This window comes from Mesorhizobium sp. M1403, from assembly GCF_040317695.1.
In the GTDB taxonomy this organism is placed as follows: domain Bacteria; phylum Pseudomonadota; class Alphaproteobacteria; order Rhizobiales; family Rhizobiaceae; genus Mesorhizobium.
Window position 1 is genome coordinate 1 of sequence record NZ_JAMYKY010000039.1, and the last position, 16,689, is coordinate 16,689.

A 16,689-nucleotide genomic window follows, 5' to 3' on the forward strand; every position below is an offset into this window, starting at 1 on the left:
AAAGCTCGTCGTTCTCGCTAACGCCCTCATCAGGGACGACCGGAAATGGTCGCCATCCCTTCCTTGACCAAGACGGATACTCTAGTTGTTTGGCGCTATTTGACGGGCATGCCGTGTCAGATGCACGCGGACCTCCGGGGAGTAACATGCTGCTGAGGCTGCACCAGATCGACAAATTCTACCCCACTGGCGAGGGGCCGTTGCATGTTCTGCACGGGATCGATCTTTCGCTGGAGGCGGGCAAGAGCCTTGCGCTGACCGGCGAGTCTGGCAGCGGCAAGAGCACGCTTTTGCACCTCGTTGCAGGGCTCGACAGCCCTGATGCGGGAGAAATCCACCTTGGCGGTACCAATATTGTGGGGCTGAACGATACAGCCCTTGCCGCCCTGCGGCGGGGAACAGTCGGACTTGTGTTCCAGCAGTTCAACCTGATCCCTTCGCTTGATGTGGCGGCCAACCTTGCCTTTCAGGCTCGGCTTGCTGGCCGCCCTGATCCGGCATGGTTGAAAGTCCTTGCCAAACGGCTGGGCCTCGCCCAAGTCCTTACGCGCTACCCTGAACAGCTGTCGAGTGGGCAACAACAGCGGGTGGCGATTGGGCGGACCCTAGCCGCTCGGCCCCGGCTGGTTCTGGCCGATGAGCCCACGGGCAATCTGGATGAGGCAACAGGGGACGCTGTACTCGATCTTATGCTATCGCTGGTGGCTGAAACGGGTGCCGCCCTGTTAATGGTTACCCATTCCAACCGTCTTGCAAACCGGCTGAACGCCCGCGTTCACCTGCACGCGGGCCGGCTGGTGTGATGGTGTGGACCGGGCTGACAGCGCTCTTGTCTCACTGGCGCAGGCGGCCTGTCCAACTGGCGATGCTGCTTTTGGGGCTATCGCTGGCAACGGCGCTGTGGTCAGCGGTTCAGGCGATCAACGGTGAGGCGCGGGCTAGCTATGACCGTGCAGCGGCGATCCTTGGGCAGGACCGGCTCGCGCAACTGGTGCGTGAGGACGGGGCCAAGATGGATCAACAGATTTTTGTGAGACTGCGGCGAGCAGGCTGGCTGGCTTCGCCGGTGATTGAAGGTGAAATGCGGTTTGGGGATGTGCGGTTGCGCGTCCTTGGTATTGACCCACTGACTTTGCCGCCGCAGGCGCAGCAGGTGGATGTTGCGGCGGGTGACGAGCTATTGCCGTTCATCACGACGCCCGGTGTGCTCTATGCAGCCCCGGAAACCGCGGCACGACTAACCGAGCAAGCAACACCTCCCGTGCGCGTGGCCGAGGGTTTGCCGCCTGGCACAGTCCTCACTGACATCGGGCAGGCGCAGGTCCTGCTTGGGGCAAAGGACAAGATCTCTCGTCTTTTGCTCTGGCCGGACCAACCGATTGGCCGTGCCCCTCTAAAGGTGACAGTTCCCGGCCTGACCGTGCGCGAGCCCAACGAAACGGAGGATCTTGCCAGGCTGACCGACAGTTTTCACCTGAACCTGACGGCTTTCGGTTTTCTTGCCTTTGCAGTGGGGCTCTTCATCGTGCATTCCGCCATCGGTCTGGCTTTTGAACAGCGCCGCCCGGTATTTCGCACGCTGCGCGCACTGGGCTTGCCGGCCCGCGTGCTGGTCCTTTTGCTGATCGCCGAGCTGCTGTTCTTCGCCCTCCTCGCGGGGCTTGTGGGCGTGGCACTTGGCTATGTAGTCGCCTCGGCCCTTTTGCCCGACGTCGCCGCCACCCTGCGCGGGCTTTACGGGGCCGATGTGCCGGGAACGCTGTCGATCCGCCCCGCAGTGTGGGCAGCGGGGCTGGCCATCGCGGTAATCGGCACGCTGGTGGCGGCCGCGCAGAGCCTCTGGCGCTTATGGCACCTGCCGCTGCTTGCACCGGCCCAGCCTCGGGCCTGGGCGCGGGCTTCGGAACGGGGACTGCGCGCGCAAGGCGTGGCTGCGATGGTGCTCCTGTTGACGGCGGCGGGAATTGCACACTTCGGATCCGGCCTCGAGGCGGGCTTTGCGCTTCTGGCGGCACTGCTGTTGGGGGCGGCACTGATGCTGCCGCTCGTGCTGACGGGGATATTGCACCTTGGCAGCCGCTTGGCGCGTGGTCCACTGGCCGAATGGTTTTGGGCCGACACGCGTCAACAGCTTCCCGGCCTGTCATTGGCGCTAATGGCACTGCTGCTTGCGCTGGCCGCCAATGTGGGCGTCAGCACGATGGTGGGGAGCTTTCGGCTGACCTTTAGCGGCTGGCTCGATCAGCGTCTAGCCTCCGAGCTTTATGTAACCGCGCGCACTGAAACAGAGGCCACGCTGATACACGACTGGCTGGCCCAGCGCAGCGACGCGGTCCTGCCGATTTGGAGCATTGAGGGCCGGGTCGCAGGCCAGCCCGCGGCAATATACGGCGTGGCCGATCATGCCACCTATCGCGACAACTGGCCGATCCTATCTGCAGTGCCGGATGTGTGGGACCGAATCGCCGCAGGCGAGGGCGCCCTGATCAACGAACAACTGGCGCGGCGCCGAGGGTTGGGCTTGGGGGACCAGATCACGCTGCCCGGTGGCTGGCAGGCCAGCATCGTCGGCGTCTATGCCGACTATGGCAACCCGATCGGCCAAGTGATCATCGCGATCGACACACTGGTCCAGCACTATCCTGACGTCTCCCGCCTGCGCTATGCCATTCGGATTGCCCCCGGCAAGGCCGAAGCACTGGCTGCGGGTTTGCGGGCGGAATTCGGGCTGCCCGCGCAGAACGTGATTGACCAGGCCGGGATCAAGGTCTTTTCGCTCAAAGTGTTTGAGCGCACATTCAGAGTGACAGCCGCGCTGAATGTGCTGACGCTGGGAGTCGCGGGGCTGGCGATGTTTGCGAGCCTCATAACCCTGTCGGGGATGCGCCTGCCGCAACTGGCGCCGGTCTGGGCCATGGGTCTGACCCGCCGCCACCTCGCATGGTTGGAGATTTCGCGCGGCTTGCTGTTGGCAGCCTTGACCATGCTGGCCGCTCTGCCTGTAGGTATCGGGCTCGCCTTTGTTCTGCTGGCAGTGGTGAATGTCGAGGCTTTTGGCTGGCGCCTGCCGATGCATCTTTTTCCCGGTGACTGGGCGCGGCTGACGGCGCTCGCGCTGCTGGCGGCCGGACTTGCAGCCGCCGTGCCTGCCTGGCGGCTGGCGCGTCTTTCACCATCGAAATTGCTGAAGGTATTTGCACATGAGCGTTAGAGCATTGCTGATCTACATGTGCTTGGCCGCACCTGCCTTTGGCCAGGGTTTTGCTGGGCTTGGCACAGAGGCTGACGGGTTTTCAGTGCCGCAGCCGGGGACTGCATTCAACTTTCCGGCAGACCACGGCCCGCACCCCGGTTACCGGATCGAATGGTGGTATTTGACCGCCAACCTGCAAGCTGCGGATGGAGCGGACTATGGCGTGCAATGGACTCTTTTCCGATCCGCCCTCGCCCCGGTGGAGCGGTCCGGCTGGTCCAGTCCGCAGCTTTGGATGGGCCATGCGGGGCTGACGACGCAAACGCACCAATTCGTGGCCGAACGGATGGCACGGGGCGGCATCGGCCAGGCGGGGGTTACGGCTGCGCCCTTTGCGGCCTGGATTGACAACTGGCAGATGGCAGGCCGGGCCCTGCCAGAGGCGGATGCGCTGTCGGCGCTCGATCTGCACGCGGCGGGACATGCGTTTTCCTACGAACTGGCGCTGGACGCCAAAGGCCCTCTGGTGCCGCAGGGAGTGCAGGGCTACTCGGTGAAATCCGAGAAGGGGCAGGCGAGCTATTACTACTCGCAACCATTCTACCACGTGACCGGTACACTGACCCTTCCGGCGGGCGTGATTGCGGTGTCCGGTCAGGCGTGGCTGGACCACGAATGGTCCTCGCAGCCGCTGGCTGAGGATCAGACCGGGTGGGACTGGTTCTCCTTGCATTTCGACAGCGGCGAAAAGATGATGGGCTTTCGCCTGCGCGGCAGAGGCGCGGGCTTTACATCGGCCACATGGATCGGGGCCGACGGCAGGCCGCAGCCGCAGACCTCCGGCGCGCTAAGGGTGACGCCGCTCGAAACGGCGGCAGTCGCGGGACGCAGCGTGCCGATCCGTTGGAGGGTGCAATTGCCGGAAAAAGGGGTAGATGTGACCACGCTGGCGCTGAACCCGCAAGCATGGATGGACACGCGGTTTCCCTACTGGGAAGGCCCGATCCGAATTGAGGGCAGCCATGCCGGGCACGGCTATCTGGAGATGACGGGCTATAGGTGACTGGTGGAGGACGCTGCTCGATCGCGAGATCGCGACGGTTGAGGTATTGATTCTCAGTTCTACACCGAATGGCGCGCCGACAGGATGAACCTGGGCACTCTTATGTGATTGTTTGCACGATATAATTTCTCACGCTCCCTGGCGGAGACTGCTTTTTTTGGGGCGAATTAGCTCCTATGAAACTAGCGCCGCAGGACAGGTCGGCAAAGTGCTTCGCCACGTGCCAATCTCCCGGAAGGAGGCGTCGCAGTATCCGTATTGCACGTAGTCTGGAATCCGCGACGTGATCGACGGCCTCGTGTTGCCGCATCACCCCGGTTTCACCCTTCAGGAAAAGCCGACCAGGACAACGCGGTAGGCCCACATCGGGCGCATAAGGAGAAATGGCTGTTCTATAGTTACATACGCGCAAGACCTCTGATAGGCGACGCAACAATGACCGCAGAGGGTCAGAGATGCCGGTTCCGGCGAAGGTCCGCTTACGAGCGGCCAAATCGGCGTGGCAAAGGCTGGTTTGGGTCACAATTTCACATTCGGGTAGGCTGGAATTGATGAGGAGCTTCGTAGACGATCGCTGACGAGTTCCGCAGTGCAATCTTATGCGACTTTTGCAGCACAAATGCCGAACACTTCTAGCCGCCAGCTGTGCTCATTCCGGATTTGCCCCGGCCGAAGCCTCCCGGTCTGATGCGACGCAGCCAGACGGTCGACACAGCAAAGTTGGACGTCCGGAGTGGGCCGAGTAGCTGACTGTCGGCTTTTGGTGCGGGCGTAAAGCAGCCGTACCGTTCACGACCCCGAACCGTAATATGCGGTACATCGTTTGTATGGGCGCGACCCGCGCAATGCCGAATTTGTCGCTGGAGAGGTCCAACTACACCGGTCATTCATTCGGCATTGTATACCTAACCAGCCATCCGCTGTTCCTGAGCAAAGGGGCTGAGGCCAAGCCATTCCTGCATTCGAGTGGCGACCTCGCGGGCGCCGGTCAGTTCCAATCTCCCTGCGTTCACCGCTTTCTCGACCGTATCCAAGCCCATCCAGATCGCGGTCATGGTGCGCAGGCTGGATTGGGAATAGAGATCGATGTCGTAACCCGGATCGGTATAGCAGGCCTCGACACCGGATTGCGGATCGGCCAGCAACCAATAGTTTTGCCGCGCGGTTGGAAGATTGTTGAACACGAACTGGAGGCAAACCCGGCGCTCCGGCAGCGGGTCGATATTCAAGAAACGATGCATATCCCATATCAGCAATTCGGGATCGAGATTGTTGAGGGAAATTTCGCTTTCCACCCATCTTTGCCCCCATGCACCGATCCCCATGATGAGCGGGCGAAGCTCTTCTCCGGCTTTCGTCAGGCGATACTCCTTAACGCCCTGATCGCCTTTGACAGACTGAACAACTCCTGCCGCCTCCAGTTCTCCCAACCGTTTTGACAGCAGCGTCGGCGACATCCGCGGCAGACCGCGTCGAAGATCGTTGAACCGCGTGCTGCCGCACAGAAACTCCCGGATCAAAAGCGGCGTCCAGCGTGCGCAAAAAATCTCCGAGGCCATCGAAACCGGACAGAACTGACCGTAGCTGCCACGCATGGAATGCCTCCCTTTTCTTGGAAACGCTGATCATTCGAGCCTAGGCGGAATGTCCAACCCGATCCAGTACAGTTTCAGGACTATCGCGGCACAGCCATTCCGCCGACTCTGGTGGTGCGCTTCGAATACCAGGGAGAGAGATCATGACCACGACACATAAAGGAACCTGCTTTTGCGGCAGCGTCGAAATCGAAGTTTCCGGCACTCCGGAGGGGATGGGCTACTGCCACTGCGCGTCCTGCCGCGCGTGGTCGGCAGGACCGGTGAACGCGTTCAGCCTTTGGAAACCGGAAAGCGTGCGGATCACCGAAGGACAGGATCTGATCGGCGAATATGCCGGCCTGCCGAACTCGGTGCGCCGGTTCTGCAAAAATTGCGGCGGACACATCATGACGGATCATCCGGAATGGGGCGTCACCGATGTCTTCGCAGCGGCGATCCCCAGCTTGGCCTTCGAACCTAGCGTGCATGTGAACTACGCCGAGACCGTGCTTCCGATGCCGGACGGCCTGCCCAAATTCAAGGATTTTCCGGCCGCAATAGGCGGGTCCGGCGAGCAAGTGGCGGAATAGTGTCTATCCATCGGGCAAGGCACAAAAAGGAGAGTGAAATGACAACGGCAACGAACGTCTTCGATCCCGTCGCATTCAAGCAAACCACCCGCCGCCAGTGGGACGAAGCCGCCGATGCCTGGAACCGATGGACGCCGCTTCTGGACAAGTGGTTGGGCCCATCGACCGAACTGATGCTCGACAAGATGGAGCTGACGCAGGGCAGCCGCGTTCTGGATATCGCGGCCGGCGCTGGAAGCCAGACGCTCAACGCGGCGAAGCGCGTCGGGCCTTCGGGCCATGTGCTGGCGACGGATTTGTCGCCGGGTATCCTCAAATATGCCAAGACCAATGCCGACATGGCCGGCATCACCCATGTCGAGACCCAGGTGTTTGACGGCGAGGATGTCGGCGGGATCGAGGCCGAGCCGTTCGATGGCGTCATGTCGCGCGTCGGCCTGATCTATTTTCCGGACCAGCACAAGGCGCTGACGGGTATGCGCGCACAGTTGCGCCCCGGCGGCCGCATCGGTGCGATCACCTATGCCGAGGCCGATCGCAACGGTTTCTTCTCGGTGCCGGTCGGTATCATCCGCCGCCGTGCTGCACTGCCCGCGCCGCTGCCGGGCCAGCCCGGCCCCTTCTCGCTGGGCGATCCCGATGTGCTCGCCGGCCGGCTAAGCGAGGCGGGTTTCACCGACATCGAAATAGAGCGTGTGGAGGCGCCGGTCCGGCTGGGCTCGGCTCAGGAATGCCTGCAATTCGAGCGGGAGAGTTTTGGCGCCTTGCATCAGATGCTCGCAAGGCTCACCGCGCGCGAGCAGGATGACGCCTGGGACGAAATCGAGGACGCGCTGCGCGCTTTCGAAAAGGATGGCCGGTTCGAGGGGCCTTGCGAGATGCTTGTTGCCACCGGGACGAAAGCTGCCTGATCCATGCTGCGGGTGCCCCGCGGCCACTGCCCAGGCTCAGGGCTCATAGCCGGCACCTGTGGGTAACCTGATGAATCACGGAAAGGAAAAATCCGATGACCAAAATCGCAATTGTCCAGGAGCCGCCTGTCTATCTGAACCTTGCCGCCAGCATGGAGCGCGCCGTCGGCCTGGTCGCGCAAGCCGCCAGCGACGGCGCCCGACTGCTGGTGTTCCCCGAAGCCTGGTTTCCCGGCTACCCGACGTTTTGCTGGCGCCTGTCACCCGGTGCCGACATGGGCAAGACGGACGAATTGTTCGCCCTGTTGCAAGCCAATTCCGTCGACCTGAGCCGCAATGGCATGGCCCCCCTTCAGGAGGCGGCGGCCGAGCACGACATGGTCATCGTGGCCGGTTATCAGGAGATCGATAGCCAGTTGTCGGGTTCGACCCTGTTCAATTCCTGCATCACCATCGACGCCGACGGCACCGTCGCCAACAACCACCGCAAACTAATGCCGACCAACCCGGAACGCATGATCTGGGGCTTTGGCGACGGGTCAGGCCTGAATGTGGTTGAGACGGCGGTGGGGCGCATCGGCGCACTCATCTGCTGGGAGAACTACATGCCGCTTGCGCGTTTTGCGCTATATGCCCAGAACATCGACATCTATGTTGCACCGACCTGGGACAGCGGCGACACCTGGCTTGCCACGATGCAGCATATCGCCCGCGAAGGCGGTTGCTGGGTGATCGGATGCGCGACCGCACTGGAAGCATCGGACATTCCCACAGATATCCCCCATCACGACATCCTGTTCCCGAACAAGGATGAATGGGTGAACCCCGGTGATGCCGTGGTCTACAAGCCCTTCGGCGGGGTCGCCGCCGGGCCGATGCGTCGGGAGAAAGGCACTCTGTATGCCGAGATCGAAGTCTCCGCCGCCCGGGCCTCACGCCGGAAATTTGACGTCAGCGGCCACTATTCCCGCCCTGACGTGTTCTCACTCTCGGTCGACAGAAGCCACAAGCGGCCGGTAACGTTCAGTTGACCGGAAACAGTCTGCCGAAGCCACCAATTCCCGCCGATGCTGCTGCTCGCGATAGACGTAAAGGGCAGATAGTCGCCGTTGGAGCGCACGCGACGAGGCGCCGAAAGCGCGAGAAACGCTGTCGTGCTGTAGCGTAGTGGCGGACTGAGCGGATTCGAACGCATACGTCAAAATCGTCGGCCGGCACTGGGACGGACAATATGCGATTTCCGCATTTAGGAAGCGGCGAAGCTGGTCCCTACGGCCGACATTTAGGGGCAAAGCTGCTATTGCCAGAGCGTAGCGCCAAGACCTGTCTGCCGTTGGGCGACCGCGAAAGAAAGAGTCGTGAAAGGGTCAGACGTTATGATGGGGCGACCCCGGCACAAGACGCCGTTGAGCTCCGCACTGCACTCTTATACGACTTTGACTCTAGGTTGATTGGCGATCCTGCCCCCGGCCCACCCAGTTCCGAAACGGCACAATGCGCCAGGAGCGGATGCTTGGCGCCGATGTACCGAACGTCTTGAGTGGGCCGAGATCGGTCCGGCAGCTTCTGAACTCCAGAAATCGATGACAGACGTCCGATCAGATGGATCCAACTGACCCATGGCTGCGGTTCAGTCTCGCGATCTTGAGGGTCCGGAAAGCGTTGCGAGCCGACATTCGCTCAGGCCACCTTGGGTGTGTGTTTGCTCCGAAAGCGAAGACATGAATCGTAGAGTGTTGCTGTCCGGCGCGCGACGATCGTGATAGGTTTCCGGGCAGCGAGGTTAGCATCATGCCGGACATCGCCTCTTGGCTGGCCCGCCTCGGGCTCGACAAGTACATTGAGGCGTTCACCGCGAACGAAGTTGATTTCGATGCGCTTCGGCATCTCACAGAAAATGACCTAAGGGAGCTGGGCCTACCCGTCGGCCCGCGTCGCAAGGTTCTGGCGGCGATTGCCGCATTGGACGACGACACCATGTCGCCCGCGAGTTCCTTGTCCGCTCCAGTGTCAGCCGCGCTTGTACGTGAGGCCGAGCGGCGGCAGCTGACCGTAACGTTCATCGACCTCGTGGGGTCGACCGAGTTGTCACAGCGGCTCGATCCGGAGGAAATGCGCGACGTCATCCGTGCCTACCAAAGTGCGGTGTCAGCGGAGATTGCACGCTACGAGGGTTATGTTGCCAAGCTCATGGGCGATGGTGTGCTCACCTATTTCGGTTGGCCCAGGGCGCATGAAGACGATGCCGAACGGGCAGTGCGCGCGAGTCTGGCGGCAGCAGCGGCAACCGCTAGCCTGACGACGCCATCGGGCGAACCCCTTGCTGCCCGTGTTGGCATTGCCACCGGTCTCGTCGTGGTCGGCGACCTGGTTGGCGAAGGATCAGCGCAGGAAGAGGCCGTCGTCGGCGAAACGCCCAACCTTGCGGCTCGCTTGCAGGCCCTGGCCGAGCCGAACACCGTCGTGATTGCCGGCGGCACGCACAGGCTGGTCGTCGGATTGTTTGACATGATCGATCTCGGCCACCAGCAACTTAAAGGCTTCGCAACTCCCGTTCCCGCCTGGCGCATCACCGGCGAGGCAGATGCGGAAGGGCGCTTTGATGCGCTGCATGGCGTTGCAACGCCGTTGGTGGGACGATCCGAGGAACTCGAATTCCTGCTTCAACGCTGGCAGCAGGCTCGGGCAGGAAAGGGCCAAGCCATATTGCTGTCGGGTGAGCCGGGGATCGGCAAGTCGCGGCTGACTGCCGCGCTGGAGGAGCGACTGAGCGCCGAGCCGCACGCCCGGTTGCGCTACTTCTGTTCCATCTACTATGCAAACAGCGCACTCTATCCCGTCACGAAGCAACTCGAGCGCGCTGCGGGACTGGGGCACAGCGACACTTCGGATACGAAGCTCGATAAGCTCGAAACTCTGTTGCGACAGGCTGTCTCCGATATTGCCGAAACGGTACCATTGTTGGCGGAGCTGCTGTCAATCGACACCGCTGGCCGCTATGCGCCCCTGAAGCTGACGCCGCAGGCGCAAAAGTCACGAACGCTGAGAGCCCTGATCCAATTGCTCGAAGGATTTGCGGCGCGACAACCTGTCGTGATGATCATTGAAGATGCCCACTGGATCGACCCGACGACCAGCGAATGGCTCGACATGCTGATCGACGGTTTGCAGAACCTGCCTGTGCTTCTGATCATCACCTTCCGCCCTGAGTTCAAGCCACGGTGGACCCTGTTCTCGTATGTCACTGCGTTGTCGCTTAGCCGCCTCGATCGTGACCAAGGATCAGCGATCATCGACCGCGTGACTGGCGGCAAGTCGCTGCCAGCCGACGTCAGAATCCAGATCCTCGCCAAGACGGAAGGCGTGCCCCTGTTCGTCGAGGAACTGACGAAGACTGTTCTCGAGTCCGGCCTCCTCATCGATGAAGGCGATCACTATGTCCTGTCGGGCCAGTTGCCCTCGCTAGCGATCCCGTCAACGCTGCACGATTCGCTGATGGCCCGCCTCGACCGGCTTGCCCCGGTCAAGGAGGTGGCACAGATCGGCGCCTGCATCGGCCGTGTCTTCCAGCATCGTCTGCTGGCTGCCGTGACCGGTTACGATGATGCCCGGCTCGGGGACCTCCTGCAGCAACTTGAAAAGTCCGAACTCGTTTTTCGGCGCGGCGTCCCGCCCGAGGCGACCTACACGTTCAAGCATGCGCTCGTGCAGGACACCGCGTATCAGAGCCTGCTGAAAAGCCGGCGGCAACACATCCACGCCAGCATCGCGTCAGAGCTGGACGCGCAGTTCCGAGAGATCGTCGAGGCCGAACCTGAGACGCTGGCGTACCACTACGCTGCCGGCGGCCTTCCTCAGCAAGCCGTCGACTTTTGGCTAAAGGCTGGCCAACAAGCCCTGAAACGATCGGCCCATCCTGAGGCGATTGCCAACTTAGGCAAGGGAATCGAACTGGTTGCGTCCTTGCCGGACTCAGAGAGTCGCCTGCGACAGGAGATTCATCTCCAGACGGCATTGGGCGTGACCATGATGGCAACCAGGGGCTTTGCAGCGCCGGAGGTCTTGCAGGCCTTCTCCGAAGCCCGTACGCTTTCGGAGAAACTGGGTGACACGGACCAGTTGTTCGTCGCGCTCTGTGGTGAAGCCTCGTACCACATGATTTCCGGCAATTTGCCCGCCGCTGACGAACTCGGCCTTCAGTGTCTGGATCTCGCGCGGGCATCCGGCGACCAGGCCCTACTCCTCGAGGCACATCATCGGCAATGGGCCACCAAATACTACATCGGAGACTACACTGCCGCCGAACACCATTTAGATTATGGTATCGCGACCTACGATCCCGATCGGGATCATCGCTTGACTTACATCTATACCGGACACGACCCGGGCGTCTGCTGTAGGAACTTTTCTGCGCTGATGCTTTGGCTTCGCGGTTATCCTGACCAAGCCCTTGTCCGTTGCCAAGAAGCCGTAACCTTGGCCGAACGAGTATCTCATCCCTTCACGATGGCGATGGCGCAGGCGAACTTCACCGACCTTCATCTCTTGCGGCGCGAACCCGACGAAGGGCGCCGCTGTCTAGACAAATCAATCGCGCTGTCAAAGGAATTCGGCCTGCGGCGCGAGATGTTCGAGGGCAGATTCCAACTCGGCTGGGCGCTCGCTGAAGAGGGGCATTTGGCGGAAGGCATCCGGGAGATGCGCGAGGGACTTGCGGCTATCACAGCGATGGGTGCGGGAGCTGGCTTGCAACACAACCTCTGTGTCCTGGCGCGGGCCTGCGGCGAGTGTGGTGGGGCAAGCGAAGGGCTGCCTCTATTGGATAGGGCGTTGACTATCGTCGCAGAGTTCGGTTCGAAACATCTTGTGCCTGAGCTGTTCCGCACCAAGGGTGAACTCCTGCTGCAACAAAATCCCCCAGATGATACCGCCGAGAGCTGGTTCCGAAAGGCCCTGATCCTGGCTCGTGACCAAGGTACGAAATCGCTGGAGTTGCGGGCGGCTCTTAGCCTCGCGCGGCTGTGCCACGCTCGGGGCCGAGACGGAGAGGCTCGCGACCTGCTGACTCCTGTATATGCCTGGTTTACCGAAGGTCTCGATACGCGCGACCTCGTCGAAGCAAAGGAACTACTCGATCAATTTAGATAGATGCACTCTCAGAAGGCCACCAAGATCAAACTGAGCACGCCTCGCTCTTTGTATTGTGTCGACGACAAGAACTAATCTCCGGGGCGTCTGAATAGGGTCCAAATCACCTCACATCGCCTCCGGCGGCGAACGACCGCTCTGCATCAACGGGTGGCCGTTCCTTCCGCCACAAGCGAATGGCAACAATTGGCGCAACCGCGATCACTCGAATCGTTCCAGCAATGTCCGCTTTCAGGAAGTGACAATGCTGACGTCAACGTCCGAGATCGGGCGCTTTGCTGACGGGCAATTGTGGGCCGAGAGCAGACCGGCAGCTTCGGAGGCCTGCAGGAAGATAGTGGACGTTCCAGTCCGAGCTGACGTAGCAGGCTGACCTAAAACGGACTGATCGATCTGACAGGTGGGACCGTTGGGCAGCCTTTATGTCCGCTGTCATGAGGCAGACTGGCAGGGTTTGTTAGCGAAAGCTCAAGTCGACTAGCTCAGCCTCGCCAGCAGGCTTACGGCTGACTGCAGGTCTGCTGTCTCCAAGCCCTCCCCAATCGCGCCAAATTGGCCGGAGAAGTGCTAGGGCGCCCTCGCGTTGTCCGCGGGTGGCCAACAGGGAAGCAAGGTCGACAGCGGTCCGCAACTCCCATGCACGCGCGCCCTGACGATTGCTGAGTTCCAACGATCGCCGAAAACACAATTCTGCTTCTTCGTGATTTCACCTAACACGACCTTCGCTCGCGCTCTATGGCAATTCAGTACTTAGCCGGACGGTGCAGCAAGAGCCACGACGCGTGCCTGACATTTAGTCAAGGAACGAACACTGTCCGGTTCTGTGTAGGTTTTCGGATGCCGTTCGGCGATAGAGATAGCTCTCGGAAAGGCCGAGGCGGCGGCACGACTGGACGGCTGGTGATGAATGAAGCACGGTGCGGTCGCAGATTGCAGCCGTCGTCTTCACAACAGTACGCTCCCACGGCTTCAAGGTCCAGCGGTCGCCGAGTTCCAGCCGCTTGCGGACCCATTGGGGTAGGATCTCGACGGCCGCCTTCAGAAGCGGCTGCTGATGGGGTCGAGCAACTCCCGGCAAGGCGGGAACTTCTTCCATGATCTCCAGGAACTCCGACACGATCGGCGACGCGACGAGTCTTTGCCTCATCACGTCGAACCGCGCGTAAAGCTCGGCCTGAGACGTGGGCGCGCCGACCGCACCATAGAGAAGCGCCACGGGGCGAGCCTCAGCAAACATCGCGTCCCGTTCGAAAAAATGCAGACGATGCACATAGATGTGATAGGCCTCCATGAAACCAAACTCGGCCGTCGCTTGCACCCAGTCCAGCAGCTCCGGGTCGGTGGCGTGGTATGGCTCGCCTTCGCTGGTTCGACCCGAAACGCGCCCATGCATCCTGACCACATCTTCAATCATTGCCTTAGCCTTGGATCGGGGGCCGTAGACCGTGACCAAAGCAGCAAGGCCCGTACGCTGCAATCGTCGGAGCGCGAGGGAGCGGAAGCTGCTGTGCTGCCAAATGGCGTCGCGAACCCGCGGCTCTGCCAATTCGAGCAGCACCGCCGTTACCCCGCCGATGAACAGCGCAACAGGGTTCTTGAAAATACGCCAGGTTACGGAATTGGGTGGTAACAGCGCCGGCTCGCCTTCCGGAGTCGAGAAGTCCATCTGAGATCCGAGCCGCTGGCTCATGAACGACTGGGCAAGAGTGTCCACACGACGCTCAAGCGGGCGAGGCAGAGAAATGATGCCCGAGTTGCGAAACATGGTAGGCCTCGGACTAGTGAGGATAGCAAGCGTTAGACCTGTGGCTAGCGGATGCAATATGCACGAACGTCTTTGGTCTTCCCGTCGTTCCAAATCATCCTCGCGCGAAGCCGATGAACCCTGCTTGGTCTGCCCTGTTGCCAATGATGATGGAGCAAGGCTCGGGCGTGGTCATCCATGTCACCTCGATCCAGCGCGAGCTTCCGCCACAGTCAGGCCTCGTCCGCCGATAGGAAAAGGCAAGATCTTGTGGCTTGACGACACCGGCATCGAGCATGGATCCGGCGATCGCGCCGCCCAGCCAGCCCGCTCCGATGCCGATCCTGGTCGAAGTGCTCATTTCCTTGCCTCCGTTCGACTGTCTCACGGTCAGAGCGATCCAGTTAGTTCGAGTGTCTGGTAGCCGGCCAAAAGCGTGATCAGAAATCCCACAAGCCGCAGGAGCGTCCTCTCCCGCAATGTCTTGACCACCCTTCCCGCCAGCGGCGCCGCTAAAACGCCTCCAACGATCAGTCCGGCAACAGATGTTAGGTCGCGGAATTCGCCGGCTTGCTCCCAATGGCCGGTTACAATCGTGGCGAGGAAGCTCAGCGACACTGAAAGTGCAATCAGGAACTCGCTCGCATTGACCGTGCCGATAACGAATCGCGGTTGTCCACCCGCGCCGAGTAGACCGGTGGTGGCGACAGGACCCCACCCCCCACCGCCTGCGGCGTCCAGGAATCCGGCGGTTGCGCCCAACGGCGCCACAATTTTCAGCTTCACGGGGTTGGTGGGGATACGATGAAACGACCGATATAGTAACCAGCTCCCAATAACCGCGAGATATGCTGTAACGAATGGCTTGACCTGATCTCCGTCAAACGAAGTGAGTACGAAAGCGCCGAGCATACCGCCGCCGACACCAAAGGGGATCAGTCGCCAAAACAGTTTCCAATCGATGTTGCGATGATAAAGATGAGCCGATCCGGAAGCGGCGGTGGTGAACAATTCCGCAGCATGAACTGAAGCTGATGCTTGTGCCGGTGGCACCCCGAAGGTGAGGAGCACCGTCGAAGAGATCACGCCATAGGCCATCCCTAGAGCACCATCGACCGCCTGGGCCAGAAACCCGACGGCTGCGAACAGTAGGAACTCTTCCATGAGTGGCTCCGCGCATGAGTAGCGTCGCGCATAACGAAGCCTCACGTCTGCAGTGGCACACCGAGGCTTTATGGCTCGACCAAGCTGCAGTCGTGATGCTCGTGGCACGCAGGAAACGGACCATGCGTCGGCTTGTTCCGCGAAACTCAGCCCTTAGCGCGGGCCAAGCATAATGGCCGCAAGGCACATGAATGACGCCAATCCCGCCCGGTTTGGTGGCAATGGCGATGACCTGGCTTCAGGGGCATTCCCATTCTTGCGACAGGGGATAATAAGCAACCGAGAGTTCGGCATTTCTTGAATTGAAGGTCACTAGCAAGACGTTGACCTGACCTTCAACGTGCAATGTCGGCTTCTGGTGCACATTGTCCTCCGAAATGCTGTGCGCCTGATCTCTAGTCGGACTAGCCGAGACTGAGACGAGCCAGCGCGTGGGTCCAAATCGCTCGGCGACGCAGCGACATTGTTCGGTGCGACCCATTAGTCCGAAACCGGAATTTATGACCCTGACCGGTCCTTCTTCAGCCTATCATGAATGTCGCACATGCTTGTAAATCCGACATTGCGCTGGCGCTGTTCAGAGCGCTCCAGTTAGTTCGAGCGTCTGATAGCCGGCCAAGAGCGTGATTAGAAATCCGACAAACGCAGGAGCGTCCTTTCCTGCAATGCCTTGACCGTTTCGAGGGCGGCTAAGAGACCTTGGACACTTCTAAGAGATTTGCTCGCAGCGGTTGGCGGTGCTAAACTTCAAAGCTGCCGCACTGATGTGTCCGATTGCGCCGCCTCCTGCCGCTGATGATGTGTGTCTTCGGAGTGACGCAAAAAAGGCGGAGACCGGGATGATGAGCTTGACGCGCCGCGATGTGTTGATCGCCGGGAGTGCAGGGTTTGCCGGAGTCGCGCTCTCCTCGCCGCTGAGCGCGCGTGCGAACGATGAAGCGCTGGAACTCGTCAAACAGCTCACCGGGCGGACGGCCACGGAGTCGGACCGCCTTCACCTGATAATGCCGGCGGTCTTCCCGACCGGTTACACCGTGCCTATGAGCCTCGACATCGACAGCCCCATGACTGAGGCCGACCACGTGAGGCAAATCCGCGTGTTCGCGCCGCAGAACCCGATCATCGAAGTGGCCAGTTTCCATTTCGTCCCGCAACGCAGCCTGCCCCGCGTGTCGACCCGCATCCGCCTTGCCAAACCGCAGCATGTCATCGCAGTCGCCGAAATGAATGACGGCAATCTGCTGATGACCACGGCTTGGGTTGACGTCGCCACAAATGGCTGCGCCTGACATCTGAGAG

Annotated in this window: 11 protein-coding genes and 2 pseudogenes; 8 read left to right on the plus strand and 5 right to left on the minus strand. The window is 60.9% G+C overall.

Going from position 1 to position 16,689, the window contains the following annotated elements; genetic code table 11:
* Positions 1 to 146 precede the first annotated feature (146 nt).
* From NKH01_RS32035 to NKH01_RS32045, 3 genes are read left to right on the plus strand one after another with little or no spacing between them, the layout of a single operon-like run.
* The gene (locus NKH01_RS32035; RefSeq protein WP_353024304.1) at positions 147 to 803 is read left to right on the plus strand and encodes an ABC transporter ATP-binding protein; all 657 of its coding nucleotides are present in this window, start codon (positions 147 to 149) and stop codon (positions 801 to 803) included.
* Entirely contained in the window at positions 803 to 3,211 is a 2,409-nt protein-coding gene (locus NKH01_RS32040) for an FtsX-like permease family protein (protein ID WP_353024336.1), read from the plus strand. The genes NKH01_RS32035 and NKH01_RS32040 overlap by 1 nt, the downstream gene beginning before the upstream one ends.
* The gene (locus NKH01_RS32045) at positions 3,201 to 4,256 is read left to right on the plus strand and encodes a lipocalin-like domain-containing protein (RefSeq protein WP_353024307.1); all 1,056 of its coding nucleotides are present in this window, start codon (positions 3,201 to 3,203) and stop codon (positions 4,254 to 4,256) included. Before NKH01_RS32040 ends, NKH01_RS32045 begins: the two co-directional genes overlap by 11 nt.
* Before the next feature lie 905 nt (positions 4,257 to 5,161).
* On the opposite strand, the gene NKH01_RS32050 is transcribed toward NKH01_RS32045, so the two are convergent.
* Positions 5,162 to 5,851 carry a winged helix-turn-helix transcriptional regulator gene (locus tag NKH01_RS32050; protein WP_353024309.1) on the minus strand — a complete coding sequence of 230 codons (690 nt, stop codon included), beginning with the start codon at positions 5,849 to 5,851 and terminating at the stop codon, positions 5,162 to 5,164.
* 143 nt (positions 5,852 to 5,994) lie between these two features.
* Between NKH01_RS32050 and NKH01_RS32055 the strand changes: the two genes are divergently transcribed.
* From NKH01_RS32055 to NKH01_RS32070, 4 genes are all read left to right on the plus strand, one after another.
* Positions 5,995 to 6,423, plus strand: coding sequence for a GFA family protein (locus tag NKH01_RS32055; protein WP_353024312.1), 429 nt, complete (start codon positions 5,995 to 5,997; stop codon positions 6,421 to 6,423).
* Positions 6,424 to 6,461: 38 nt separating this feature from the next.
* Positions 6,462 to 7,334 carry a class I SAM-dependent methyltransferase gene (locus NKH01_RS32060; protein WP_353024314.1) on the plus strand — a complete coding sequence of 291 codons (873 nt, stop codon included), beginning with the start codon at positions 6,462 to 6,464 and terminating at the stop codon, positions 7,332 to 7,334.
* A gap of 95 nt (positions 7,335 to 7,429) precedes the next feature.
* The gene (locus NKH01_RS32065; RefSeq protein ID WP_353024316.1) at positions 7,430 to 8,365 is read left to right on the plus strand and encodes a carbon-nitrogen hydrolase family protein; all 936 of its coding nucleotides are present in this window, start codon (positions 7,430 to 7,432) and stop codon (positions 8,363 to 8,365) included.
* Between the two features lie 760 nt (positions 8,366 to 9,125).
* Positions 9,126 to 12,482, plus strand: coding sequence for an adenylate/guanylate cyclase domain-containing protein (locus NKH01_RS32070; RefSeq protein ID WP_353024318.1), 3,357 nt, complete (start codon positions 9,126 to 9,128; stop codon positions 12,480 to 12,482).
* A 793-nt stretch (positions 12,483 to 13,275) separates the two neighbouring features.
* On the opposite strand, the gene NKH01_RS32075 is transcribed toward NKH01_RS32070, so the two are convergent.
* The 4 genes and pseudogenes from NKH01_RS32075 to NKH01_RS32090 form a co-directional block, all read right to left on the minus strand.
* Positions 13,276 to 14,247, minus strand: coding sequence for an oxygenase MpaB family protein (locus NKH01_RS32075; RefSeq protein ID WP_353024320.1), 972 nt, complete (start codon positions 14,245 to 14,247; stop codon positions 13,276 to 13,278).
* A 214-nt stretch (positions 14,248 to 14,461) separates the two neighbouring features.
* Positions 14,462 to 14,587 (minus strand): annotated as a pseudogene (locus NKH01_RS32080) (pyrroline-5-carboxylate reductase); the annotation flags it as partial.
* A gap of 29 nt (positions 14,588 to 14,616) precedes the next feature.
* Complete coding sequence (locus tag NKH01_RS32085; protein WP_352979947.1) at positions 14,617 to 15,390, minus strand: sulfite exporter TauE/SafE family protein; 774 nt, start codon at positions 15,388 to 15,390, stop codon at positions 14,617 to 14,619.
* A 577-nt stretch (positions 15,391 to 15,967) separates the two neighbouring features.
* Positions 15,968 to 16,065, minus strand: a pseudogene (locus tag NKH01_RS32090) (sulfite exporter TauE/SafE family protein); the annotation flags it as partial.
* 164 nt (positions 16,066 to 16,229) lie between these two features.
* On the opposite strand from NKH01_RS32090, the gene NKH01_RS32095 reads away from it, so the two are divergent.
* The gene (locus NKH01_RS32095) at positions 16,230 to 16,679 is read left to right on the plus strand and encodes a thiosulfate oxidation carrier protein SoxY (RefSeq protein ID WP_352903453.1); all 450 of its coding nucleotides are present in this window, start codon (positions 16,230 to 16,232) and stop codon (positions 16,677 to 16,679) included.
* The last annotated feature ends 10 nt before the right edge of the window (positions 16,680 to 16,689 follow it).